Annotated in this window: 16 protein-coding genes and 1 pseudogene; 6 read left to right on the top strand and 11 right to left on the bottom strand. The window is 49.0% G+C overall.

The annotated features are described in order from the left end of the window. Window positions 1-33: 33 nt before the first annotated feature. Window positions 34-3192, bottom strand: a complete 3159-nt coding sequence (locus L0156_02565) for a VWA domain-containing protein (protein MCI0601872.1) — start codon at window positions 3190-3192, stop codon at window positions 34-36. Window positions 3193-4096: 904 nt separating this feature from the next. On the opposite strand from L0156_02565, the gene L0156_02560 reads away from it, so the two are divergent. The 5 genes from L0156_02560 (at window position 4097) to L0156_02540 (ending at window position 7114) form a co-directional block, all read left to right on the top strand. After that, the gene (locus L0156_02560; GenBank protein MCI0601871.1) at window positions 4097-4555 is read left to right on the top strand and encodes a carboxymuconolactone decarboxylase family protein; all 459 of its coding nucleotides are present in this window, start codon (window positions 4097-4099) and stop codon (window positions 4553-4555) included. Between the two features lie 59 nt (window positions 4556-4614). After that, entirely contained in the window at window positions 4615-4959 is a 345-nt protein-coding gene (locus L0156_02555) for a YciI family protein (protein ID MCI0601870.1), read from the top strand. Window positions 4960-5023: 64 nt separating this feature from the next. Then, on the top strand, window positions 5024-6244 hold the full coding sequence (locus L0156_02550) for a sigma-70 family RNA polymerase sigma factor (protein MCI0601869.1): 1221 nt from the start codon (window positions 5024-5026) through the stop codon (window positions 6242-6244). After that, on the top strand, window positions 6241-6651 hold the full coding sequence (gene tsaA, locus L0156_02545) for a tRNA (N6-threonylcarbamoyladenosine(37)-N6)-methyltransferase TrmO (protein ID MCI0601868.1): 411 nt from the start codon (window positions 6241-6243) through the stop codon (window positions 6649-6651). Before L0156_02550 ends, tsaA begins: the two co-directional genes overlap by 4 nt. A 58-nt stretch (window positions 6652-6709) precedes the next feature. Then, window positions 6710-7114 (top strand): hypothetical protein, encoded by a 405-nt coding sequence (locus L0156_02540; GenBank protein MCI0601867.1) that lies wholly within the window; start codon window positions 6710-6712, stop codon window positions 7112-7114. 313 nt (window positions 7115-7427) lie between these two features. On the opposite strand, the gene L0156_02535 is transcribed toward L0156_02540, so the two are convergent. Continuing rightward, window positions 7428-7631 (bottom strand): hypothetical protein, encoded by a 204-nt coding sequence (locus tag L0156_02535; protein ID MCI0601866.1) that lies wholly within the window; start codon window positions 7629-7631, stop codon window positions 7428-7430. A gap of 157 nt (window positions 7632-7788) precedes the next feature. Between L0156_02535 and L0156_02530 the strand changes: the two genes are divergently transcribed. Next, window positions 7789-9378: a response regulator gene (locus tag L0156_02530; protein MCI0601865.1), complete on the top strand. Its 1590-nt coding sequence runs from the start codon at window positions 7789-7791 to the stop codon at window positions 9376-9378. Window positions 9379-9448: 70 nt separating this feature from the next. Here the strand turns inward: L0156_02530 and L0156_02525 are convergent, their stop codons facing one another. The 9 genes and pseudogenes from L0156_02525 to L0156_02485 all read right to left on the bottom strand — a co-directional run bounded on the left by L0156_02525 (window position 9449) and on the right by L0156_02485 (window position 19559). Next, window positions 9449-10402 carry an ankyrin repeat domain-containing protein gene (locus tag L0156_02525; protein MCI0601864.1) on the bottom strand — a complete coding sequence of 318 codons (954 nt, stop codon included), beginning with the start codon at window positions 10400-10402 and terminating at the stop codon, window positions 9449-9451. 30 nt (window positions 10403-10432) lie between these two features. Then, window positions 10433-11467: pseudogene (locus L0156_02520) on the bottom strand (type IV pilus twitching motility protein PilT). Then, complete coding sequence (locus L0156_02515; protein MCI0601863.1) at window positions 11460-12539, bottom strand: type IV pilus twitching motility protein PilT; 1080 nt, start codon at window positions 12537-12539, stop codon at window positions 11460-11462. Before L0156_02515 ends, L0156_02520 begins: the two are co-directional and overlap by 8 nt. 2 nt (window positions 12540-12541) lie before the next feature. Beyond that, a complete protein-coding gene (locus L0156_02510; GenBank protein MCI0601862.1) occupies window positions 12542-13006 on the bottom strand; it encodes a hypothetical protein in 465 nt (154 codons plus the stop codon). A 1-nt stretch (window position 13007) separates the two neighbouring features. After that, window positions 13008-14735 carry an EAL domain-containing protein gene (locus L0156_02505; GenBank protein ID MCI0601861.1) on the bottom strand — a complete coding sequence of 576 codons (1728 nt, stop codon included), beginning with the start codon at window positions 14733-14735 and terminating at the stop codon, window positions 13008-13010. Between the two features lie 229 nt (window positions 14736-14964). After that, a complete protein-coding gene (locus L0156_02500) occupies window positions 14965-17580 on the bottom strand; it encodes a pilus assembly PilX N-terminal domain-containing protein (protein MCI0601860.1) in 2616 nt (871 codons plus the stop codon). A 49-nt stretch (window positions 17581-17629) separates the two neighbouring features. After that, entirely contained in the window at window positions 17630-18490 is an 861-nt protein-coding gene (locus tag L0156_02495) for a prepilin-type N-terminal cleavage/methylation domain-containing protein (GenBank protein ID MCI0601859.1), read from the bottom strand. Between the two features lie 12 nt (window positions 18491-18502). Beyond that, window positions 18503-18949 (bottom strand): hypothetical protein, encoded by a 447-nt coding sequence (locus L0156_02490; protein MCI0601858.1) that lies wholly within the window; start codon window positions 18947-18949, stop codon window positions 18503-18505. A gap of 31 nt (window positions 18950-18980) precedes the next feature. Then, window positions 18981-19559 carry a GspH/FimT family pseudopilin gene (locus L0156_02485; protein ID MCI0601857.1) on the bottom strand — a complete coding sequence of 193 codons (579 nt, stop codon included), beginning with the start codon at window positions 19557-19559 and terminating at the stop codon, window positions 18981-18983. Between the last annotated feature and the right edge of the window lie 259 nt (window positions 19560-19818).

The raw sequence follows: 19818 nt of genomic DNA, 5'->3' as shown, positions 1-19818 counted from the left end.
TAATACCTCCTTTGTATTCAGTCGGCGGAACGACTATTCATGGTAGTCATGCGGTTGCACAGGAATCGCGGGAGGTTCATCGGACCTGACAGCGGTGCTTCCGACCGGGAGAACTGTTATTTGATCGACGGCGTTGGCGGATCCATACTTCGCTGAAATTGTCACTGGAGCCGGCCCGCTGTGCGCATGATGCATCATCACCTCAAATTGCGCTTCACTTTTGCCTTCTGGAACCACGACACTGGCCGGCACGGTTGCAGCCGCCGGATTACTGCTCGACAAGAAAATCTCCGCCCCACCGGCGGGCGCCGGCGAGTTCAAGCGAATCGACGCTTTCGTAAAGGAATGTTCCAGATTGCGTTTGCTTAAAAGTTTGAGTTCCTTCAATGGAGGGCATTGCAAGCATGGTAGCGCAATATCGAACGTTGCTCCCGCAACGATGAGCTGCAGTCCCGCAACTCTTGGACCCGAATCAACTGTTATTGTGTACGAACCGTTGCCGTGATCGATGATTCCGTCTTTTGAAAGACGACATACTTTTTCCGGCTTACAAATGACTGTACTAATCGCACCGGGCCCCAAGACGTTTCCGTAGCGATCCGCAGGGTTGAAACGAACAACGGTTCTCGTCCCGCCACCTGTGATCGAAGTCTGATCGACCAGAGTAAACCCGCTTGATTTTGGATCCACCCGCACATCTACATTTGTCGTATGAACGATTTCGCGATGGGTTGTGCAACCATTTTTTGTAAAATCAAAAATGTAACGCAACTTGTAAGCGCCATCGATTGCACCCAGGCCGCTCAAGGTGCCTGTCCAGTAAGCGTTGTCCGGATAGAGATCACCGTGTGTGCCATCATCATAAAGCGGAAAAGTAGCCTTTCCGGTTGGAATGACGAACTTAGACATCGCATCAGTGCGTTGGTCAAGAACCTCGCCTCGCACCTCACGCCCTTTGCTCTCCCGGTCTTTTGCTACCAACGTACCAAGACCAGTTTTGGGATATTCAACTTCAACACTCGCATCCACTTGATCAAATCCACCTGCGGGCAGATAAGACGGCAGAATGCGAACGGTGGCGATTAACTCGTCTCCCGTGCCTTGATTAAGGGACCGATGATGTACGTCAAGCTTAGAAAGACCTCTTCCAAGAACATTGATGTGCCACAGCACTTCTTTGCCTCCCTCGGCACGCGCGAGGATCGAAGTTGTCTGGTTATTCTCCGCAAATGCCTCAGGTAGACTCTGAGCGGAAGTGGGACGCAACCCATAGCTGGCGACCGGATGACCCGGATTCTTAATTTTGAGTGATCCGGAAAAAAGTTTTGCGTCTCCTTGAATGCTATCGAAGTTCTTTCTTTCATCGCGCAACGCGCCTGCACATCTCAAAATTGCCAGTCCTTCGGGACGTGTTTCTGTGATGATTGCTCGCTGTCCTTCGCAAAGCAAATTTGCGAACCTCTGGTCATAAGGTTCGGCGCCATCGGAACTCATCCGCGCATAGACAATCAGATCCCAGGTTTGTGAATTGATTGCCTGACTGAATCGGTTTGATTCGGTTGTGGTTTCAACAGCAGCAATCAGACCGGCTGCACGTTCTTCTTTCAACGCTTGTTCGTACACAGAGTGAGGTCCACGTCGCTTTGATTCAAAATACAAAACAGTCTTGCAACCGTCCGGGCATAAGCGCTGAATCTCACGTCGCACAACGGTTACTCCGGCGGCTGTATCCGCCAAAGAATCAGGAGCGAATCCATTGACAAAGTTGCGATGGGGACGGATGAGCTGAGCCCGCCACAACCCACCCGTCGTCCCGCGAAACGGCAAAGTGATGCGGTCAAACTCCCAACTGGAGGAGCTTGAATTCTCCACACGTTGCGCGTTACGCGGTACTAGATCACCGTTAGGCGCATTAACCATGAGACGCAATTGTCCCGCGGCGATTGGTTTCTGCCACCCGGAAGCGAATGTCAGCTTCGAATCAAAACAAGAATTGTATTCAACCGGATCAGAAGCTGCTTCGGTCGTAGACATAACACCCTCCGGATCAACCAGCAAGAATTCATCCGTCAATTTGCCAAAAGCTTTAGTGAAAAAGTTTTTTAAATCATTCGTGGGGCCGTTTGGATTTTGCATATAAATCCCGCCCTGACGTTCAGCAATCAAGGTTAAGAGATCACCATTCAGTGAACTTGAATTTCCGAAACCAACGGCAACCACTTGCGTAAATTCCATGACATTGAAATCGAAGGGCGCGCCAAAGCATTGCGTACCGCAGAATGGATTGGGAGTTGAACCACTGGGACTCAGACAGGGTGGCCGGTTTTCCATTCCATCGGTTAGAAGAAGGATTGCTTTGCGGTCTCCCGTACTAGAAAAACCCTGACAGTTTCCAGGCGGACAAAGCATTTCCAGAGCTTTCTGAAGACCTGCGCCGATACCGGTACAGCCACCTGGTCCACTTGCAGAAAGACTCGCTAGCGCGTTTTGGAGTGGTCCACCTGGAGCGCGTAAATTTGCATCCGCCACTGTTAACGGCATGTTGATGGCAGCCGAATCGGAATAGGACACAAGACCAATCCGGTTTTGCTGACCATCCGGCCGTGAGTTTTCAAGAAGGTCCGCAAAATTGTCGACTGCGCTAAGAGCTGCTTGAAACTTGGTCGAACCACTGGAATCAGGATCTGACATACTGCCGGAACGGTCGATAACCAGCACAACATCAACAGCTTTGGAATCCTGCCAGGCCCGTACAACATCATCCAGAGCTTTGTGAAGACGCCAAAACATCGGGTCTCGCGGCGAACAATTCGGGTTTCGTGCATCCAGATTGTAACAAGTGGTAGCGGTCGGACTGTTAGGGTTACAAGTTGATTGACGGTCTGCAAGAGCCACTGCACCATGCATGCTCCCGTGAAACTGACCATCGAGAATTTTGCTTACTTCATCTACATTCGGAAATTGATCAAGCGAATTCCTACCGGGAAAACTGATCGACCCATCCGGTGTTTGGCAGTTTGGACTGGGCGCTGAGGGGCAATCGATTGGTCCTGCTCCGGCAAGAAAAAGACATTGTGGAAAAGCAATGCACGCTGGACAACTTCTGTCATCGGGCCGCGGAGTGCCGGTACCGCATCCGGCAGGATGAGCCCCCGGGGCAAGCTGGGGACCAGTGCCTACAGGTAAGTTCATGTTGGGGCACCAATCCAACGATTCGATTGGAGGAAAATTGATCGTTCGACGCCATTGATTGAAATCATGCTCGAACTGACGATGAAACGCATACCACCGAGCACTTCTACCAACAGGGGGATTCGAGCCCCCAACATTGCCGAAACACTGATGCCAAATAGTATGCATCTGTAGAATCGTCTGATTCGATGACGCAGGAACTGTAGTACAGTCCGTAGGCCATGAACATGACGTTGTTAAATCGTTTTTCTGAACACATTGCAGCGGTACCAACGCGTTCTGGGTGTCCGAATAAACAAAACACGTTTGGGCGTCCGCGACGGAGACAATCAGCTGAGTAAAAAGCAACGTTGTAATAAAAAGCGAAATTGCGAGGCATTTTTTGTTCATCATTTTCAGTCCTCTTTAACTCTGTGATGCGGCTGAGGGAGCGGAAAGGTTCGAGTATCTATCCGCGAAAACTTAGTGCGAAAGAAGTGTTAGTGGAATTCTCACACTTGGAGATAAGGCGTTCGCTGGAAGTCCTTTCACTAACAACACTCCGCTCCTTTGGCAATCTTAGTAGTCAAAAACTATGCCAAGGAATCACGATCGCACTTAAGGTACTGATTCCTAAGGACATCCTAAGAAATACATGATCTATTCTTCGAACGCATATCTTGTTGACAAAAACTACATTTTCAGTCTCACGAAGACCTTTTTGTGGGCAGGGACGTTGGTTTTGTCTACTGTAAACAAAGTTCGCATAGTATGTCAAAAATCGTCACCTACTGTAGACATTCATAAAGTAGGCAGTGAGAATCGCTCCACAAATTATACTGTCCGGTTTCGGCTTTCTCGTTCGTCATTTTATAGGAAGGTCCGAAATTCCGGTCTGAAAAAAAGAGAAAAAGGAGAGTAAGTTATGCAAGCACGAATAAAAAACATCGCAATGATCGTTCCTGACGCCATGCGGGCACTACATGCCCTGAAAGCATCAGCGGAAAAGGGAGGCGTGCCGTCGCGGACGCTCACCCATGTCGAATTGCGAGCAAGTCAAATCAATGGTTGCAGCGTCTGCGTTGACATGCACTCTCACGATCTCAAAAAGGCAGGCGAAACAGACGAGCGCGTCTTCTCTGTGGCGGCCTGGCGCGATGCCCCCTACTTCACCGATGCCGAACGCGCAGCGCTTGCACTCACTGAGTGCGTCACGCGACTCAGCGATCGCTCGGACCCGGTACCCGATGAGATCTGGGAAGAGGCCGCCCGGTATTACGATGAACGCGCGCTAGCGTCTCTGGTCATCGCGATCGCTAACATTAACGTATGGAACCGCTTCAACGCCGCCACCAGACAGGTGGCTGGAGCGTGGACTGTTTAAAAGAGGCACCAAGCTGAATTGGCGCTTAAAATCAAATAAAGGAGAAAAGGAGAAATAAAATGTCGAAGTTTATGTATTTATTCCGGAGCAATCCGGCATCTTATAAGTCTATGTCCGCTGAACAGATGCAACAGACCATGAAGAAGTGGATGGCCTGGAAAGAGACGCTGGAAAAGAGCGGCCATATCAAGCAGCTCGGAGAGCGATTGGATGCAACCGGAAAGGTTGTCCGTGGCAAGATGAAAGCCGTTACCGACGGTCCTTACGTCGAGGTCAAGGATTCCATTCAGGGTTATATGTTGGTCGAAGCTAACGACATGGACCAGGCGTTGGAATTAGCAAAGGGCTGTCCCATTCTAGAAGGCGATGGAACGGTGGAGATCCGCCCCTTCGTGTCCATGTAGGGAGTTTTTTACGCAAGACGTACCGGGATTAGTGGATCATTTTTTTCGCCATGAAGCGGGAAAGATGGTCTCATATTTAACCAGAATTTTCGGGTTGGGCCGCATCGACCTGGCAGAGGACGTGGTGCAGGACACGCTTTGCCGTGCCCTGGAAACATGGCCTCTTCAAGGCGTTCCCGAAAATCCCTCGGCGTGGCTGATGCGTGTCGCGCGCAACCGGGCCATCGATCTCCTGAGACGGGACGATCAATTCCGCTACTTTGCTCCGGAACTCGCGCACATTCTAATGCCGCAGGAAGATTTTCATGCGCAAATGTCGTCCTTTGAAAAAGAAATTCAGGACGATCAGCTCCGCATGATGTTTTCCTGCTGCCATCCGGAGCTTTCAATCGAAGTCCAGGTAACGCTCATCCTTAAAACGCTTTGCGGTTTCAGCGTTTCTGAAATCGCTCACTCGCTCCTGGCAAGTGAAGATTCCATCGAAAAACGATTGGGCCGGGCGCGCAAACTGCTCCGTCATTCGGGAACTTTTGTGGAAATCACCAACATTTCTGAAATACCGAAGCGTTTGGAGGCGGTCTACCAGGCCATCTACCTGCTTTTCAATGAAGGTTACCATGGCAGCCAATCTGATCAGACGGTGCGTGATGATCTTTGTTTCGAAGCCATGCGATTGGCGCTACTTTTAAGTGAGCATCCGGAAGGAAGAAAACCCAGGACCCATGCGCTGCTAGCTCTTCTTTGTTTCCACGCGGCCCGTCTTCACGGCCGCATGGATGACGACGGCAATCTGATCATGTTGGAAATGCAAGACCGCTCCAAATGGGACCGGGACCTGATTGGAAAAGGATTCTATTTCCTGGAAAAAGCCTCGGTGGGAGACGAATTGAGCGAGTATCATATTGAAGCGGGTATCGCCTCTTTACATTGCGCGGCTTCAACCTATGAGAAAACCGACTGGGCAAAAATCTTGGAACTTTACGACACTCTTTACCGGATAAAACCTTCACCCATCGTAGCATTGAACAGGGCTGTAGCCCTGGGCAAAGCGATGGGACCCGAAGAAGGTTTAGCGGAATTAGCGAAAATTCCCGATGCTGCCAGGCTTAGGGACTATCCGTTTTATCCTGCGGCCCAAGGGGAATTTCAACTTCTTGCACGACATCCGGAGGAGGCAGCAAAGCATTTTGAAAAAGCCATGGAGCTCGCGCGAAGCCAGTCTGAAACGAATTTTTTCGAGCGCAAGTTAGAGGCCTGCCGGCTGATGATTGGAGGCAATTTATGAAAACATTCTCCATTGAGTCTATTGGAGTAATTCGATCCGAAATCAAAAACACAAAGGATGCTCCAATGTTTTACACGGAGGGTGCGCCCAATGCTTATCTGGAGTTGGATGCAATCTATATGGATGGCCTGGAACGAATGCAGGCCGGTGACGAAATCATTGTCATCACCTGGTTGCATCGCGCTCAAAGGGATGTGCTAAAAGTTCACCCCAGAGGGGACGCAACACGTCCGCTTACTGGAGTATTTTCGACACGATCACCCGATCGTCCTAACCCCTTAGGGCTGCATCGCGTGAAGGTTCTTGAAATCAATTCAAGTCGTCTGCTAATTGGTCCCATCGAAGCGATCGATGAAACTCCGGTGATCGACATTAAACCGGTGGTAACTGAAGCAAGTGATTATTGATGCTCACTTGTAGCATTGTGGACTCCATAAATACAATATTGATGTAAGGAGTCAAGTTATGAAATACGCATTGGTACTGACAGGAGTGGTTGCAGGCGGCTTGTGCGCAGCGCTATTGCTCGATGAAAAAAGAGGTCCTAAACGCAGAAAACTTTTGAAGAAAAAAGCAAATGAGCTTTGGAACGAAGCAAGCGGTGCCTGGAATGATTATTCACGTGAGCTGAAGCCTCACCTACAAAAATATTCCAGGGAATTATCAGCAGGCGCAAAACGCGTAACGGAAGGGTCGTTGCAGCGAATCGAAGAGACCACGCAAAACGGCTGGTCTCCTTCCGCACGAATGTTGGGAGCTACGGCAAGCGCAATCGCTTTTTACGGAGCCGGACGTAGCGGTTTAGTGGGAATACTGTTGCGAACCATCAGTCTGGGATTGCTGGCGCGAGCCCTTGTTGCATCGCGCTAATTCAAACGCCAAGAGCGCCAAGTAAAGGGAAACTACTTTTAATCTTGGCGGCCTTGGCGCCTTGGCGGTTGAAAGTTTGAGGTAAAGTAATTCAAATCTTGAAAGCTGAGGCACTCAGTGATAGAACTCTGTCGTGCGAAAAACTACAATCGCGATCGTTGTCGGAACAGTGTTACTGATATCCTTTGTGTATTTCCGCTGGTCTTCTGCAATTCGCCAACCACTCAATTTTTCCCATGCTCAACACGTTCAGAAACAGATTACGTGTTCGACCTGTCATGTGATTCCCGATTTGAATCAACTCCCGGCGACGCTAGAATGCAGAGAGTGCCATGCTGATAAGAATCTTCCCGCGGAAATTCAGTGGATCCGCGTCTACAGAGTCGCGCCGGACATTATTTTTCGTCACGCAAACCATTCCTCCGCACAGTGTTCTACCTGCCATGAAGAGTTCACGAACGCAGATCAATGGATTCACGAATCCCGGTTCAAGATGAGTTTCTGCATGGATTGCCATGAAGAAACTCGCGCGCCAAACGAATGCCGGACCTGTCACCTCAATAAGTAATGAGTGATGAGTCTTGTCGGCGGACTCATTGCAAATTACTCATTACTTTGGCACCTCAATAAGTAAGTTCTATATTCCATTACAATAGGAATTGGAAGATCGATGGATGAAACATAAAGAATCCTCAACGAATCGTTGGAAGGAATCCACAGAAGAGATACGGAAAATTCTCGAGCAGATTCCAGCAGTAGTTTATGTTGCTGAAATCGGAGAATTTGGGAAATGGATCTATGTAAGCCCCCAGATTGAGGCTTTGTTGGGATATACGCCGCAAGAATGGACCGCGCAAACGGGACTGTATTGGCAACACATTCATCCGGATGACCGGAATCAGGTCCTCGAACATGAAGCGGCCTCCAAACGAAGTGGATCTTTCAGCAGTGAATACCGGATGTTTGCACGCGATGGCGGAGAACTCTGGATACGCGATGAAGGAAGTATCAGTAAAGATGGTACCTACTATTACGGCTTCCTTTTCGATATCACTAAGGAAAAACAAGCCGAGGAAAAGGCAAAGGAAGTCGAACGGAGGCAGGAAGAGACGCGACTGGAATTGGAACAACATTTTCGCGCGGTTCACAAATTCGAAGCGATCGGACGACTCGCGGCCGGTGTGGCTCATGATTTCAACAATCTGCTGATGACAATCACCAGCTATTGTGAATTGCTGAAAATCAAAATGAGTAGCCCCGGTCCTCAGGAGTTGCAGGAGATTCAAAGGGCGGCGGAGCAGGGATCTGTTTTGACAAGGCATTTACTGGCCTTCGGGGGAAAACAGATGCAAGCCCCGCGCAAACTGGACTTGAATCAGGTGCTAAGAAATCTGGAACCGATGCTGAAACGTCTTGTGAGAGAAGATGTACAGATCAAAATGATACTGGCGGAAGATCTGGGTGTAATTGAAGCTGATCTGAGTCAAATGGAGGAGATGATCATCAATCTTACAATCAATGCCCGTGAAGCGATGCCGGAGGCCGGAGATGTCCTGTTAGAAACAACGAATGTCTTGATCGATGAAACGGTCACACTGGCACACCCAAACATGCCGCCGGGTAAATACCTTCGATTGTGTGTCAGCGATACGGGAGTAGGGTTGGATGAGGATGCCATATCTCATGTTTTTGAGCCGTTCTATACCAGAAAAGACCGAACGATGGGAGCCGGTCTAAGATTACCGGCCGTTTACGGCATCGTAAAACAAACAGGTGGATTTATTTGGGTTTATGGTGAACCTGGTCAGGGAACGACATTCAAAATCTATCTTCCGCTTGTCGATGCCAAAGTAGAAAGTCCTGCTGAACCGGAAGAGACGACCCTGCAGGAGACATCCGGTCAATCAATTCTTGTAGTAGATGACAACGATGCGGTTCGAATGGCGATCGGAGCATATCTTGAAATGAGTGGATTCCAAATCTTACAGGCCGCTAATGGAAAAGAGGCCATACAGGTTGCTTCGCGTGAGAATGTGAAAGTGGATCTCGTGATCACAGATCTGGTGATGCCACAGATGGGTGGATTGGAGCTTTCGCAACGTCTTGCGATGCAGAATGCGGACCTGAAAGTGCTTTATATGTCCGGATACACGGAGGCGTCTGTTATTCGTCAAGGTGTACTGGAGCCGGGGGCGTTCTTCCTGCAGAAACCAACTTCAATGCAAGTCCTGTTGAAGAAGGTTCGCGAACTCCTGAGTTCTTAAGCGAAGTAGCGCGGACGTCCCGTCTGCGCAGACCAGCAGGCGAGACGCCCGCTCTACATTGTTTAAATGCTTACTCCCTAGCGCCTGACTGCACTAACAGGTTCACCACTTCTTCCTGCCGCGCCTCTTGCGCATATCGAAGCGCAGTATACCCGCTGGGAGTCTTTAAATGAATATCCGCGCCTGCATGAATGATCGGACTCACTAACTCCGGACGTAGCCGGGCGGCCCACATCAAAGGCGTCATTCCTGTTCTGCTCTTGATATTGACATTCGCTCCAGCATCAACGAGCGCGGCAATCGCTTCTGCATTTCCTTTTTCCAGCGCAAACGTCATCGCAGTGAATCCATCCACACTCGCAGCGTTTACATCGACATGGGCTTCCAGTAACACGTCAACGGTGTCCACGCTCTGCTTTGCTGCCAGCATGAGTGGAGTAATCCCTGCTTTTGTTTTCGCATTGACATCGGATCCGGCCGAAATCAGGAGGGATGCAATTTGTGGATACCCTTTTTCCACAGCATACATCAAGGCGGTACGTTCCGATTTGTCTCTTACGTGCACGTCTGCTTTTGCTTTCAGCAATGCATCAACCGTTTTCTCATGCCCTGCCATTGCCGCGCGCATTAAAACAGTGCAGGTCAAACTGTCCTCAATATCGGTTCTTGCTTTGCCCTTCAACAACTCTTGAACGGCCAGAAGGTTCCCTGCGGAACTCGCAATCATTAAAGCTGTGTTGCCGCCATTATTTTTGCCGTTTACATCCGAGCCGCCTTCGATGAGAGCTTTGACAATGACTGCATTGTCTTTCATGCTGGCACGCATCAATGCCGTCATTCCGTTTTTGTCCCGCGCATTGATATCAGCGCTGTGCTCAAGAAGTATCTGCACAATCTCCGAATGGCCGGAGCTACTCGTGAGCATTAAGGCAGTCGCTCCACTGTCATCTTTCGTGTCAACATCCAGGCCTTCCTTCAAGATAGAGAGAACTCTTTCGGTTTGGCCTGTCGTTGCGGCTTCCATCCATGCAAATTCCAGGAGATCTTTGAACAGGTCCTTATCTTGCGCCCGCATGTAAGCTTCTTCGGCGCCGATAACTTTCTTTTGAACAAGTTCCATCAAAGCATTATCGATGGTTTGCATTCCCTCTGTTTTGCCCCCCTGAATGATCGATGTAATTTGCTGCGTCTTTTGTTCGCGAATTACAGTGGAGAGCGCGGGAACGCGGAAAAGTATTTCAACGACTGCTGCGCGCCCTTTCCCATCTTTTGTCGGCACGAGTTGTTGCGCAACGATACCCCGGAGAGAATCTGCCAGCATGATTCGAATCTGGGCCTGTTGTTCCGCTGGAAATACATCGATGATTCGATCGATCGTTTTTGCTGCGCTACTGGTGTGCAAAGTCCCAAAGACTAACTGACCTGTTTCAGCAAGAGTCACGGCAAGCGCGATGGTTTCAAAATCACGCATTTCACCCAGCAGCACCACATCGACATCTTCACGTAATGCAGCTCGCATCGCGCTGGCAAAACTTTTTGTATCCGCGCCAACCTCTCTTTGACGAACAAGAGACTGTTTGCTTGTGTGTACGAATTCAACGGGATCCTCTATGGTGAGGATATGTTTTCGATAATTGGAATTGATCACGTCAATCAAGGCTGCCAGCGTCGTCGATTTTCCGCTGCCTGTCGGTCCGGTCACCAGCACTAATCCCTTCTGGAGATGGGCCAGCTTCTCAATGACACCCGGCATATTTAATTCCGATATGGTTTTGATTTTTGATGGAATGATTCTAAAAACTGCGCCCGGTCCACGCTTTTGAAGAAAAAAGTTACAACGAAAACGTGCGATGCCTTCAAGGGAATGTGCAAAGTCAAGATCATGAGTTTCGGAAAATTTTGCTTTTTGGTTTTTATCAACGATTTCGAAAAGGAGCTGCTCCATACGCGTGTGAGTGAGCTCTATCTCCCCCTCTACGGGAACCAGTTCACCGTGAACCCGAAATTTCGGCGGTTGCCCGCATAGCATGTGCAAGTCGGAAGCCCCGGTTTCTATCATTCGTTTTAACAACGAATCAATCTCAGCCATTCTTCCCTCCGTTAGTTCCCTTTTGGGCAGGGAGAACCAGTTTTTTGTTCTCTGCTCTATACAGGGCTTCTTCCTCTGTGATCACTTTCTCGGCCAGCAAACGGGCGAGACATTGGTCCATCATGCACATCCCTTCTTTCGCTCCGATCTGCATTAGAGTTGGAATCTGGAAAGTCTTTCCCTCACGAATCAAACTGGCAACGGCGGGAGTAGCGACAAGGACTTCATAGGCCATCACCCTTCCTTTACCATCAGCACGCGGAATGAGCTGCTGACTGATGACTCCGCGGATGGCATCCGCAAGTTGTGTTCGAATCTGGTTCTGCTGGTTCGCCGGATAAACATCAATGAGACGATCGACCGTTTTCGCGGCGGTCCGTGTGTGAAGCGTGCCAAAAACCAGATGGCCTGTTTCAGCTGCCGTGATTGCCAGCGATATGGTTTCCAGGTCACGAAGCTCGCCGATCAAAATAACATCCGGATCTTCCCGTAAAGACGCCCGCAATGCAGTTGAAAAGTCTTCTGTATGCAGCTTTACTTCTCTCTGGCTTACGTTCGCCAACTTCGATGAATGCACAAATTCAATCGGGTCCTCAATCGTCACGATGTGAAGCCGGCGCTTGCTGTTGATGTAATCAATCATGGCCGCAAGGGTGGTCGATTTACCGTTTCCGGCTGAGCCGGTAACAAGAATCAGTCCGTGGTGAAGGTGAGTCAGGTCTTTTACAATACGCGGAAGTCCGAGTTCTTCCAAAGGACGAATCGTGGTAGGGATAATTCTAAAAACTGCATCGATGCCGTTGCGTTGCTTCAAGATGTTGGCACGGAAAGTTCCAATGTTCGGAGCTTCATAGCAAAAATCGAGATCGAGTTGTCTGGAGAATATCTTCTGTTGTTCAGGACTCAGAACTTCGCCGATGAGTTGCAGCGTTTCTTTCGCATCCAGAACATTCCATTTCAGGCTTCTGAGCTCACCGTTGATTCTGATGAGCGGAGCCGAACCGGAAGAAAGGTGCAAATCGGACGCACCCATGTTTACAGCGTATTTTAGAAAATTGTTGATTGTGGCCATATCTACAGCTCAACTATTTTCAGGATGTGCCGGATATTCACCAGCGAAAATTTTTCTTGCCAGACGATCGCAACAAAGTTTTTGGACTGATTCAATACATCCAAAACGCGGGAACGTTCTATGGGACCTTCAATCAGAACTTCACAGTGAATTGAGCCAACGGAACGGACGTCAAGAACAGCTTTTTTCCTGTCACTTAGAGCGAGCATGGTTCCTGGAGGAAAGGCAGAAACGGCCTCTACAAGAACCACCATCTCCTTTGATAGCAATAGAGGCCGTTCTGCCTGGGCCGTCCGGATTGGAAAAAATAGAGCATCATGATCAAAGAAATTCTGGATATGCTTGGGCGTGCATTTGCTCACCACGTCCAGAAAAATTTCGCCTGGAATTGCTTCGTCCGAAATCGTATGACAGATTACAGGCGCAACTGTTTTAGGGATACGAAATTCCTTTTCTGCTGTTTCCATATCAGTGCCTTACCTCCTCTGGTCGAGGGACAAAATAAGATTGGCCGAACAATTCGTGAAATTTTACGGAGGGCACCGGTGGACTGAAAAGATAACCCTGGACCTCATCGCAGCCGTGCAACTTCAAAAATTCATATTCCTGTTGAGTTTCCACTCCTTCCGCAATGATTTTCAGATTCAGGCTGCGAGCCATCTGAATAATCGCAGTTACGATAGCTCCATTTTTTGAATCGCGGTCAACGCCGGAAATGAAGGACCGGTCAATCTTCACTGTGTCAAATGGAAATTGCTTGAGGTAAGTAAAAGAGGAATAGCCTGTTCCAAAATCGTCCAGCGAAATTTGAACGCCGAGAGTTTTCAACTCTTTTAACCTGTTCAGGGCTGTCTCAGGATTCTGAATCAAAACAGATTCCGTTATTTCCAGTTCCAGATCGCGAGGATCGACGCCGGATCCGCGCAGAATGGCCATAAGTCGTTCACCGATGTCGGGACGTTTAAACTGGCAACCCGAAAGGTTTACCGCCACCCGGAACCTCGAATTGCTTTCTTTTCTCCACCGTTTCAGGTGTGCGCATGCCATGCTGAGGATCCATTCGCCCAAAGGCAAAATCAAACCTGAATCTTCCGCTACCGGAATGAATTTCATGGGAGAAATCATCCCTTTGATTGGATGGCACCAGCGCATCAAAGATTCGGCCCCAACAATCTGACCGGTTTTTACATCGATCTGTGGTTGATAATGAACGTCCATTTCTGATCGTTCCATCGCAAGACGCAGCTCATTTTCCATTACAAGATTTTCAGCGGAGCTCAGATCGAGACAGTTTGAACTAAACACGTATTGATTTCCTCCATTTCGCCTGGCATGTTCCGCCGCGGTGCAAGCTTTTTTCAATAGCTGATCAATTTGATTTCCATCGTCTTGATACAGCGCCACACCTATGCTGGCGGTCAAATAGACCTCATACGAGTTCAATGCGAACGGTTTTTCAATGCAATGAAGCAAACGTGTTGCAAATTGCTCGGCACTCTTTCTGTTTCCCTTGACCAGAATTGCAAATTCATCTTGTGAAATCCTAGCAATGATATTTTCATGACGAAGGCATTTCCGGAGCCTTTCCGCCAGCAACGTTAACATCACGTCACCTTCGTAATAACCGAGACCATCATTCACCTGTTTAAAGCGATCCAACGTTAAGCAAAGAACAGCCAGTTCAGGCGATCCGCTTTTCAGCATTTCCTGCATCATGTCGGAAATCATCATTCGATTCGGAAGATCGGTGAGCGTATCGTAATAAATGAGGCGTTTCATTTTCTCTTCGGCCAACTGCAGCTCATGCGTATAGTGCTGAGCAATTTCCGCCCGGCGGTTCAGGCGCACGGAAATTGCGTTTCGCAATTCTTCCATCGTGATTGGCTTTGTGAGATAGTCGTCGGCGCCCGAATTCATTCCTCTCCGGAGATCTTCCTTCTCTCCCTGACCGGTTAAGAATATGAAAGGGGTCGAGCTGGTTAAGGGATTGCTCCTCAAGCCTTTCAAAACGGAATGCCCATCCATTTCCGGCATGTTCACGTCACAGAGCACCAGGTCCGGTTTCTGTTCGCACGCGAGTTGAAGCCCTACAGCGCCGTTATCCGCTTCAAGCGTTTCATAGTTCATATTCCTCAGAAGCTGTGATATGGCGCCGCGAACGAATTCTTCATCTTCTATCAACAATATCTTCTTCATATCTGTCTCCAGACACTCCCAGAGCAAGCAGCGTGCCACCCGAGCTCCGTCGAGAAACTCGTCTTTTGGGCACCCATCTCCTTGCGTTTTTTGTGCAGTGCTAAAGTTTTAGGCAAAGTAGCGCGGACGTCCCGTCTGCGCGAATTCGCAGGCGAGACGCCCGCGCTACATCTGAAAAAGAAAAGGGGCGCGAAGGAGTCGCGCCCCAGAGGAGAGAAGGATATTTGTGCTACCGTTCCATCCAGGTTGTGGGACGGGTGAATGTAATCGGGTCCTTGCCCGGTAAGAAATCCGGCATGCAGGTATTCATCGCCGGGACCTGCAAATAGTTCGGGTTTCCGCTTCCGCCACCTTGAATATACGTATAGGCGACAGCAGATCCTGCAAGGTCTGTTTGCTTACCCACGACGTACTTATTTCGAGCATAAAGGACGAGGGCTTCACGCTTTTGTGCCGGATTAGGTGAGGCATCAATATCCCCGGATGAAATCAGAGAAAGCGCATCATTGCAAGGAAACTGTGTCTTCGGATAGATAAAAGTTCGGATGAAAATCTGATTATTCCCCGAATCATTCGCTGGATTCGCCAGGACAGGGGCTGTAGGCGCCCAGGAAGGAACCATGATAGACAGGCGTCCATCGTAATCAATCCCTGTTCCATCACCGCTTCCACTTCCGGAGGTGTCGAAATACACGGGCCCGGAAAGTAATACGATTCCCGAACCGATAATCGCTGATTTGGTCATTTCATCGCCGCTCATCGAGTCGGTAAGAAAAGGATATGTGTAGCTATTCGCCGCTGAAAGAGCAGGGAGTCCCCAGGTAGTTGGATCAATGTCGACATCATCGTTAATCGTGGCGCTTTGAGCCGGGACATCCAGAAAATCGTTCATGAAACGAATCATGCCTTTGTGACTTCCGCTGACCGGAGCCAGGCTGAATTGAGCATCCCAAGCAGCCTGCTCATCAGGTGTACCGGCGGAACCCGGATGGAACAGGAAATTTGTAAATTTTGCACTGACTGTGGCGTCTCGAGGGATGTACACGATTGCATTTACCAGTGTCTGGGTGATCGAATATCTAGCTACCTTGACAACAAAGTATGCTCCATTGTGATTGACCAGTTGATCGGGCAGCGTGATCGGAGTGCCTGATCCGGTCGGTCCTCCGCGGACCCATTGAAGTGTGCCACCGGCAATCTGGTATCCAATAACAGGCTCATGGCTGGTTGCTGCGTCGTAGCGGTCAAAACCAAAATAGATGATCGTGCCATTTCCGCCAGTCAACGGGGAACCTTGTGGATTATCGTTGGAAGCAAGGTTTCGGGTTAACCAATTCATGCTTCTACCGGTGATATAGCTTGCGTTCGCGTTCCCGCCTCCCCGAGTGTCGCTGCCCGTTCCTGATAATAGATTAGTCAGGAGCATCACTGACTCCTGGGTTGCTGCAGAATTCTCAGTTGAAAAAACCCATGGAAGTGTTCCCGTGCTTAGATTTAACGGATTGATCGTGGTCAAGTCTAGAGCCAGCGCTCCGTAATCCTCTGCCGCCGCCGCGTCCGGATTTCCGACAAGATACGCCTGGTAATTGGCATAAGTCTTACCGCGCGGCATATCGTAATACTTCTGACTATTGCTAATGGTGTCTGGAAACTGAATTCGATCCATGAAATCTTCGTGTACGTCATAAACCGAATAACGATCAAAGTGTAAGTTGTCAGCATCTGCATAAGTTCCGTTCGTCAAAAGCTCATCCAGGGTTTCCTTGCCCGGGCGTGTGGTGTCATTCGCACAACCGATCGTCGCGCTTCCTTCAATGAGAATATCCCCATTCTTGATACGCATCTTGGCATTCAATGTCGGAACTCCCGTTCGTGTCGTTGGCAAACCAGCAAGGAGGTTTGTCAGCGACGCATCGGGTCCATTGTTGCAGCAAGGTGGATTTTCCGTTAATCCGCTGGCCGCATTTCGGTAGTAATTAAAAACACCCACATTGCCACTCATTTCTAATACGTTAGTACCGTATTGGCCGTTAATCATATGGACGGAACCATAATATTTCATTGTCCCTAGCAGTTCGGAGTTTGTGATTCCAAGAAAGCAGACATTGTTCCAAATAGAAACCGGCTCGGCTGTCAGACCTTGCTCGATTAATCTGGTCCCATTCACAACCGACCCTTCATTCTGCTGGCCTGAGAAACCGGTGCCGTAATCCTCCGATATTCCCAGGACAAGGATACTAACGTTATTATGGGAAACGTAAGCAGCATTCGGCGCTTCTTTGATATTCCTGACGAGAATTCTCCAGCGATTGAGCTTGCTGGTGGATGTTTCACCGGAAGCCCCAATGGTTCCAGTGGCACCGGGAATGTTAGGGTTTAAAAAGTAAGGCTTGGTGATGTCAACAATCCCATCACCATCCGTATCGACATCATTTTGAAAATTGCCATCTAAATCATCATCCAGCGTTGGATCATCAATGTGGAAAAAGGAAATGCCCGGAAGTCCCACATCGTGTTTTGGATTATGCTGTGTACACTGCCCGGTTGTATCGGTAGTGTCTGCCCCGGCTGTGCCCGGTTCTACGAGCAGCCATACGTTCGACCAACCTCTCGTCTCTGAAAAGCCTGTGCGATCATATGCAAAATCAAACTCGAACATCTCGTTCAATCTCTCCAGGCCTGTTTCCGCTGAAAATAGGGCTTTATTGGTCGCCGACATATTACGGGCCACAGCGCGATCGGTGATCGTATTCATTACCAATCCCAAACCCATCAAAGCCAAAAGGGACACAACCAGGATCACCACGATCAATGAAGATCCCTTTTCGTATTTGACCAAGTGCATCTCCCGAGTTTTACAATTTTGATTGCTTTGTTCCATTAGTGTTTACCTCTCAAGGCTGCGTGCGGATGTCAACATCTGACTCAAGAGTGATGTAGCCGTATTCCTTAGTCTGCCGGTCCCGGTTCGCGGAACGCATGGTCAAACGAATAAGAACACGGTTGATTACACGCAGAGTACCAAACGTTGTATAAGTGCTTGCATTCGTAGCCACACCCGTCCCACTGACGCCGGCCCATCGCGTAGCAAAAGATACGGGGATGGTGTCTGAGTTATGCACGCCCGCCAAATGTCGAAGACAATATCGAAATTCAAGGCCAATGTTGCCGGTTGAAGTTATGATGTTCGATGCCAGAGGCTGGTCGGTGTATCCCCCTGAGCTATTTCTGACGCGTTTCACAAGCGTCCAGGGACCCGATCCTGTTGGAACATAGGAACTGTCGGATGGGGAAAGGAAAAACGTTACATCTTCATCCGGATCCGGATAGGTAGGGAGCAGCATCCCATCGCCGTTTTCATTTTCATCGTCGCTCCATAGATTGTCGCCGTTCGTATCAAAACTATCGAAACTGTCTCCATCTGCTCCGGCAACACCTGCGTCATTCATCGTATCCTGTGGCAGATCAGCAAGAATTCGAACGGCGTACTGTTTTGCCATGGGAATCGGATAGGAATCGGTGGTGCCGGGATCAAAAGCTGTTTGCATTGGATCGCTCCCCGCCTGGCGCAGCGCCCGTACCAACACATCCATGGCAACCCTCGCCTGCTGATCCAATGCAAGCAACTCATCCTCAGAACGATAGATTCTGGCGCTGGCCACCATAAACTGATAGGCACCGATTAAAACGATCAGCATCAAGGTCACCGAGACCATAAGCTCGGCCAGCGTAAATCCTTTTTGTGTTTGAGACATAACTGAAGTTCCTCAGTACTTTGTGCGGTCAAAATAAATTGTGAGCTCCCGCTGATTTCCGGAAGAAATGATGCGATTAGACACAACTCTGACGGTCAAGCGTCGGGTATCTGAATCACCGGTGGGAAGGCTGATCGTCCAGCGAACCACGTACAGTGAATCGCTGCTGTCGTAATAAGGAACGTTGGGGGTAACTGACGTATCCAGAACATTGCTTGTGAGACTCCCGCAAGAAGTATTGCTATCCAAACAAGGGATCCCAAGATTCGTAAAACTCATTGTTTTCAGCTGTTCCATACGATCGTTTGCAATTGCCAGGAGTTTTGTTTCATCGTTCGCCATGTTGTTAAACTGAAGGCCGGCCAACAACAGTCTCATCATAGAAAGAGCCATAATCGTGAGGAACAACAACGAAACCAGCACTTCCATTAAACCGAAGCCTGCATTTTGCTTTTTCATCTTTCTTTTTCTCTCTCTCTCTCTCTCCCCCCTACATCGCTACCCATGATGTGCCGCTGTGTTTCCAGGTCTGAACCCTGCCTGATAAATCAACTGTAATTGCCATGTTTTCGGACTTTTGATTTTGCAGATAAATCGCCGCCGCGGCGTTAGATAGTTTTGGAACTCCCAGCGGAGTAAAAACAAGAGACGAGGTGCTGGAAGTTGGATTTCCGGTTACTGGAACAGCTGAGATTCCATTTAGAGTGGAGACTACTTTCACGCCAGTGGGTAATTCCTGGGGAATGAAAGTGATCGTATCTTCCACACCATTTCCATTGCGGTCTTCCCAAGGATTCAATCCATCATTGTGATCGTCCTCACCGCCAGTAATTTGAAATTTCTGGACGCCACTGGATAGAAAATTGCTAAAAGTGCATTGAAAGTTCTCAGAGACCGCTTTTGCTCTCGTGAATTGAATAGCCGTAGCTACTTGTTGAGTCCCTGCTTTCAGTTTGTAAGTTTGAAGAATGGCGATGCCTTGTGGAAGCGACAATGCAGCCACGAATCCGAAAATAGCCACAATTGATAATGCTTCCAACAACGTGTATCCATGTTCTAACCGATTCATAATCACTTCCTCCGCTCAATCCGATATTCAAAAGGCGTGCCGAAAGGCAGGAGTAGTATTTTCAATAACTTACGAGCATTCCCCGTCTCTCGAAGTGATTATTTTTTGAGCAGGCGCCCAAAGATTAGGCAGTGTAGTGGCAGAGCATTTTTCATTCCTGCATGTAAACAAATGTTGTGTAACCAAACTGCAACCTTCCTCAAAATTAATATCGGCGTAAAAAATGCTCTGCTAGCACTGGGGCGAAATGCAGAGCATT

It is taken from the genome of bacterium (assembly GCA_022616075.1).
GTDB lineage: Bacteria > Acidobacteriota > HRBIN11 > JAKEFK01 > JAKEFK01 > JAKEFK01.
This window is presented reverse-complemented; position numbering and strand designations above follow the sequence as displayed.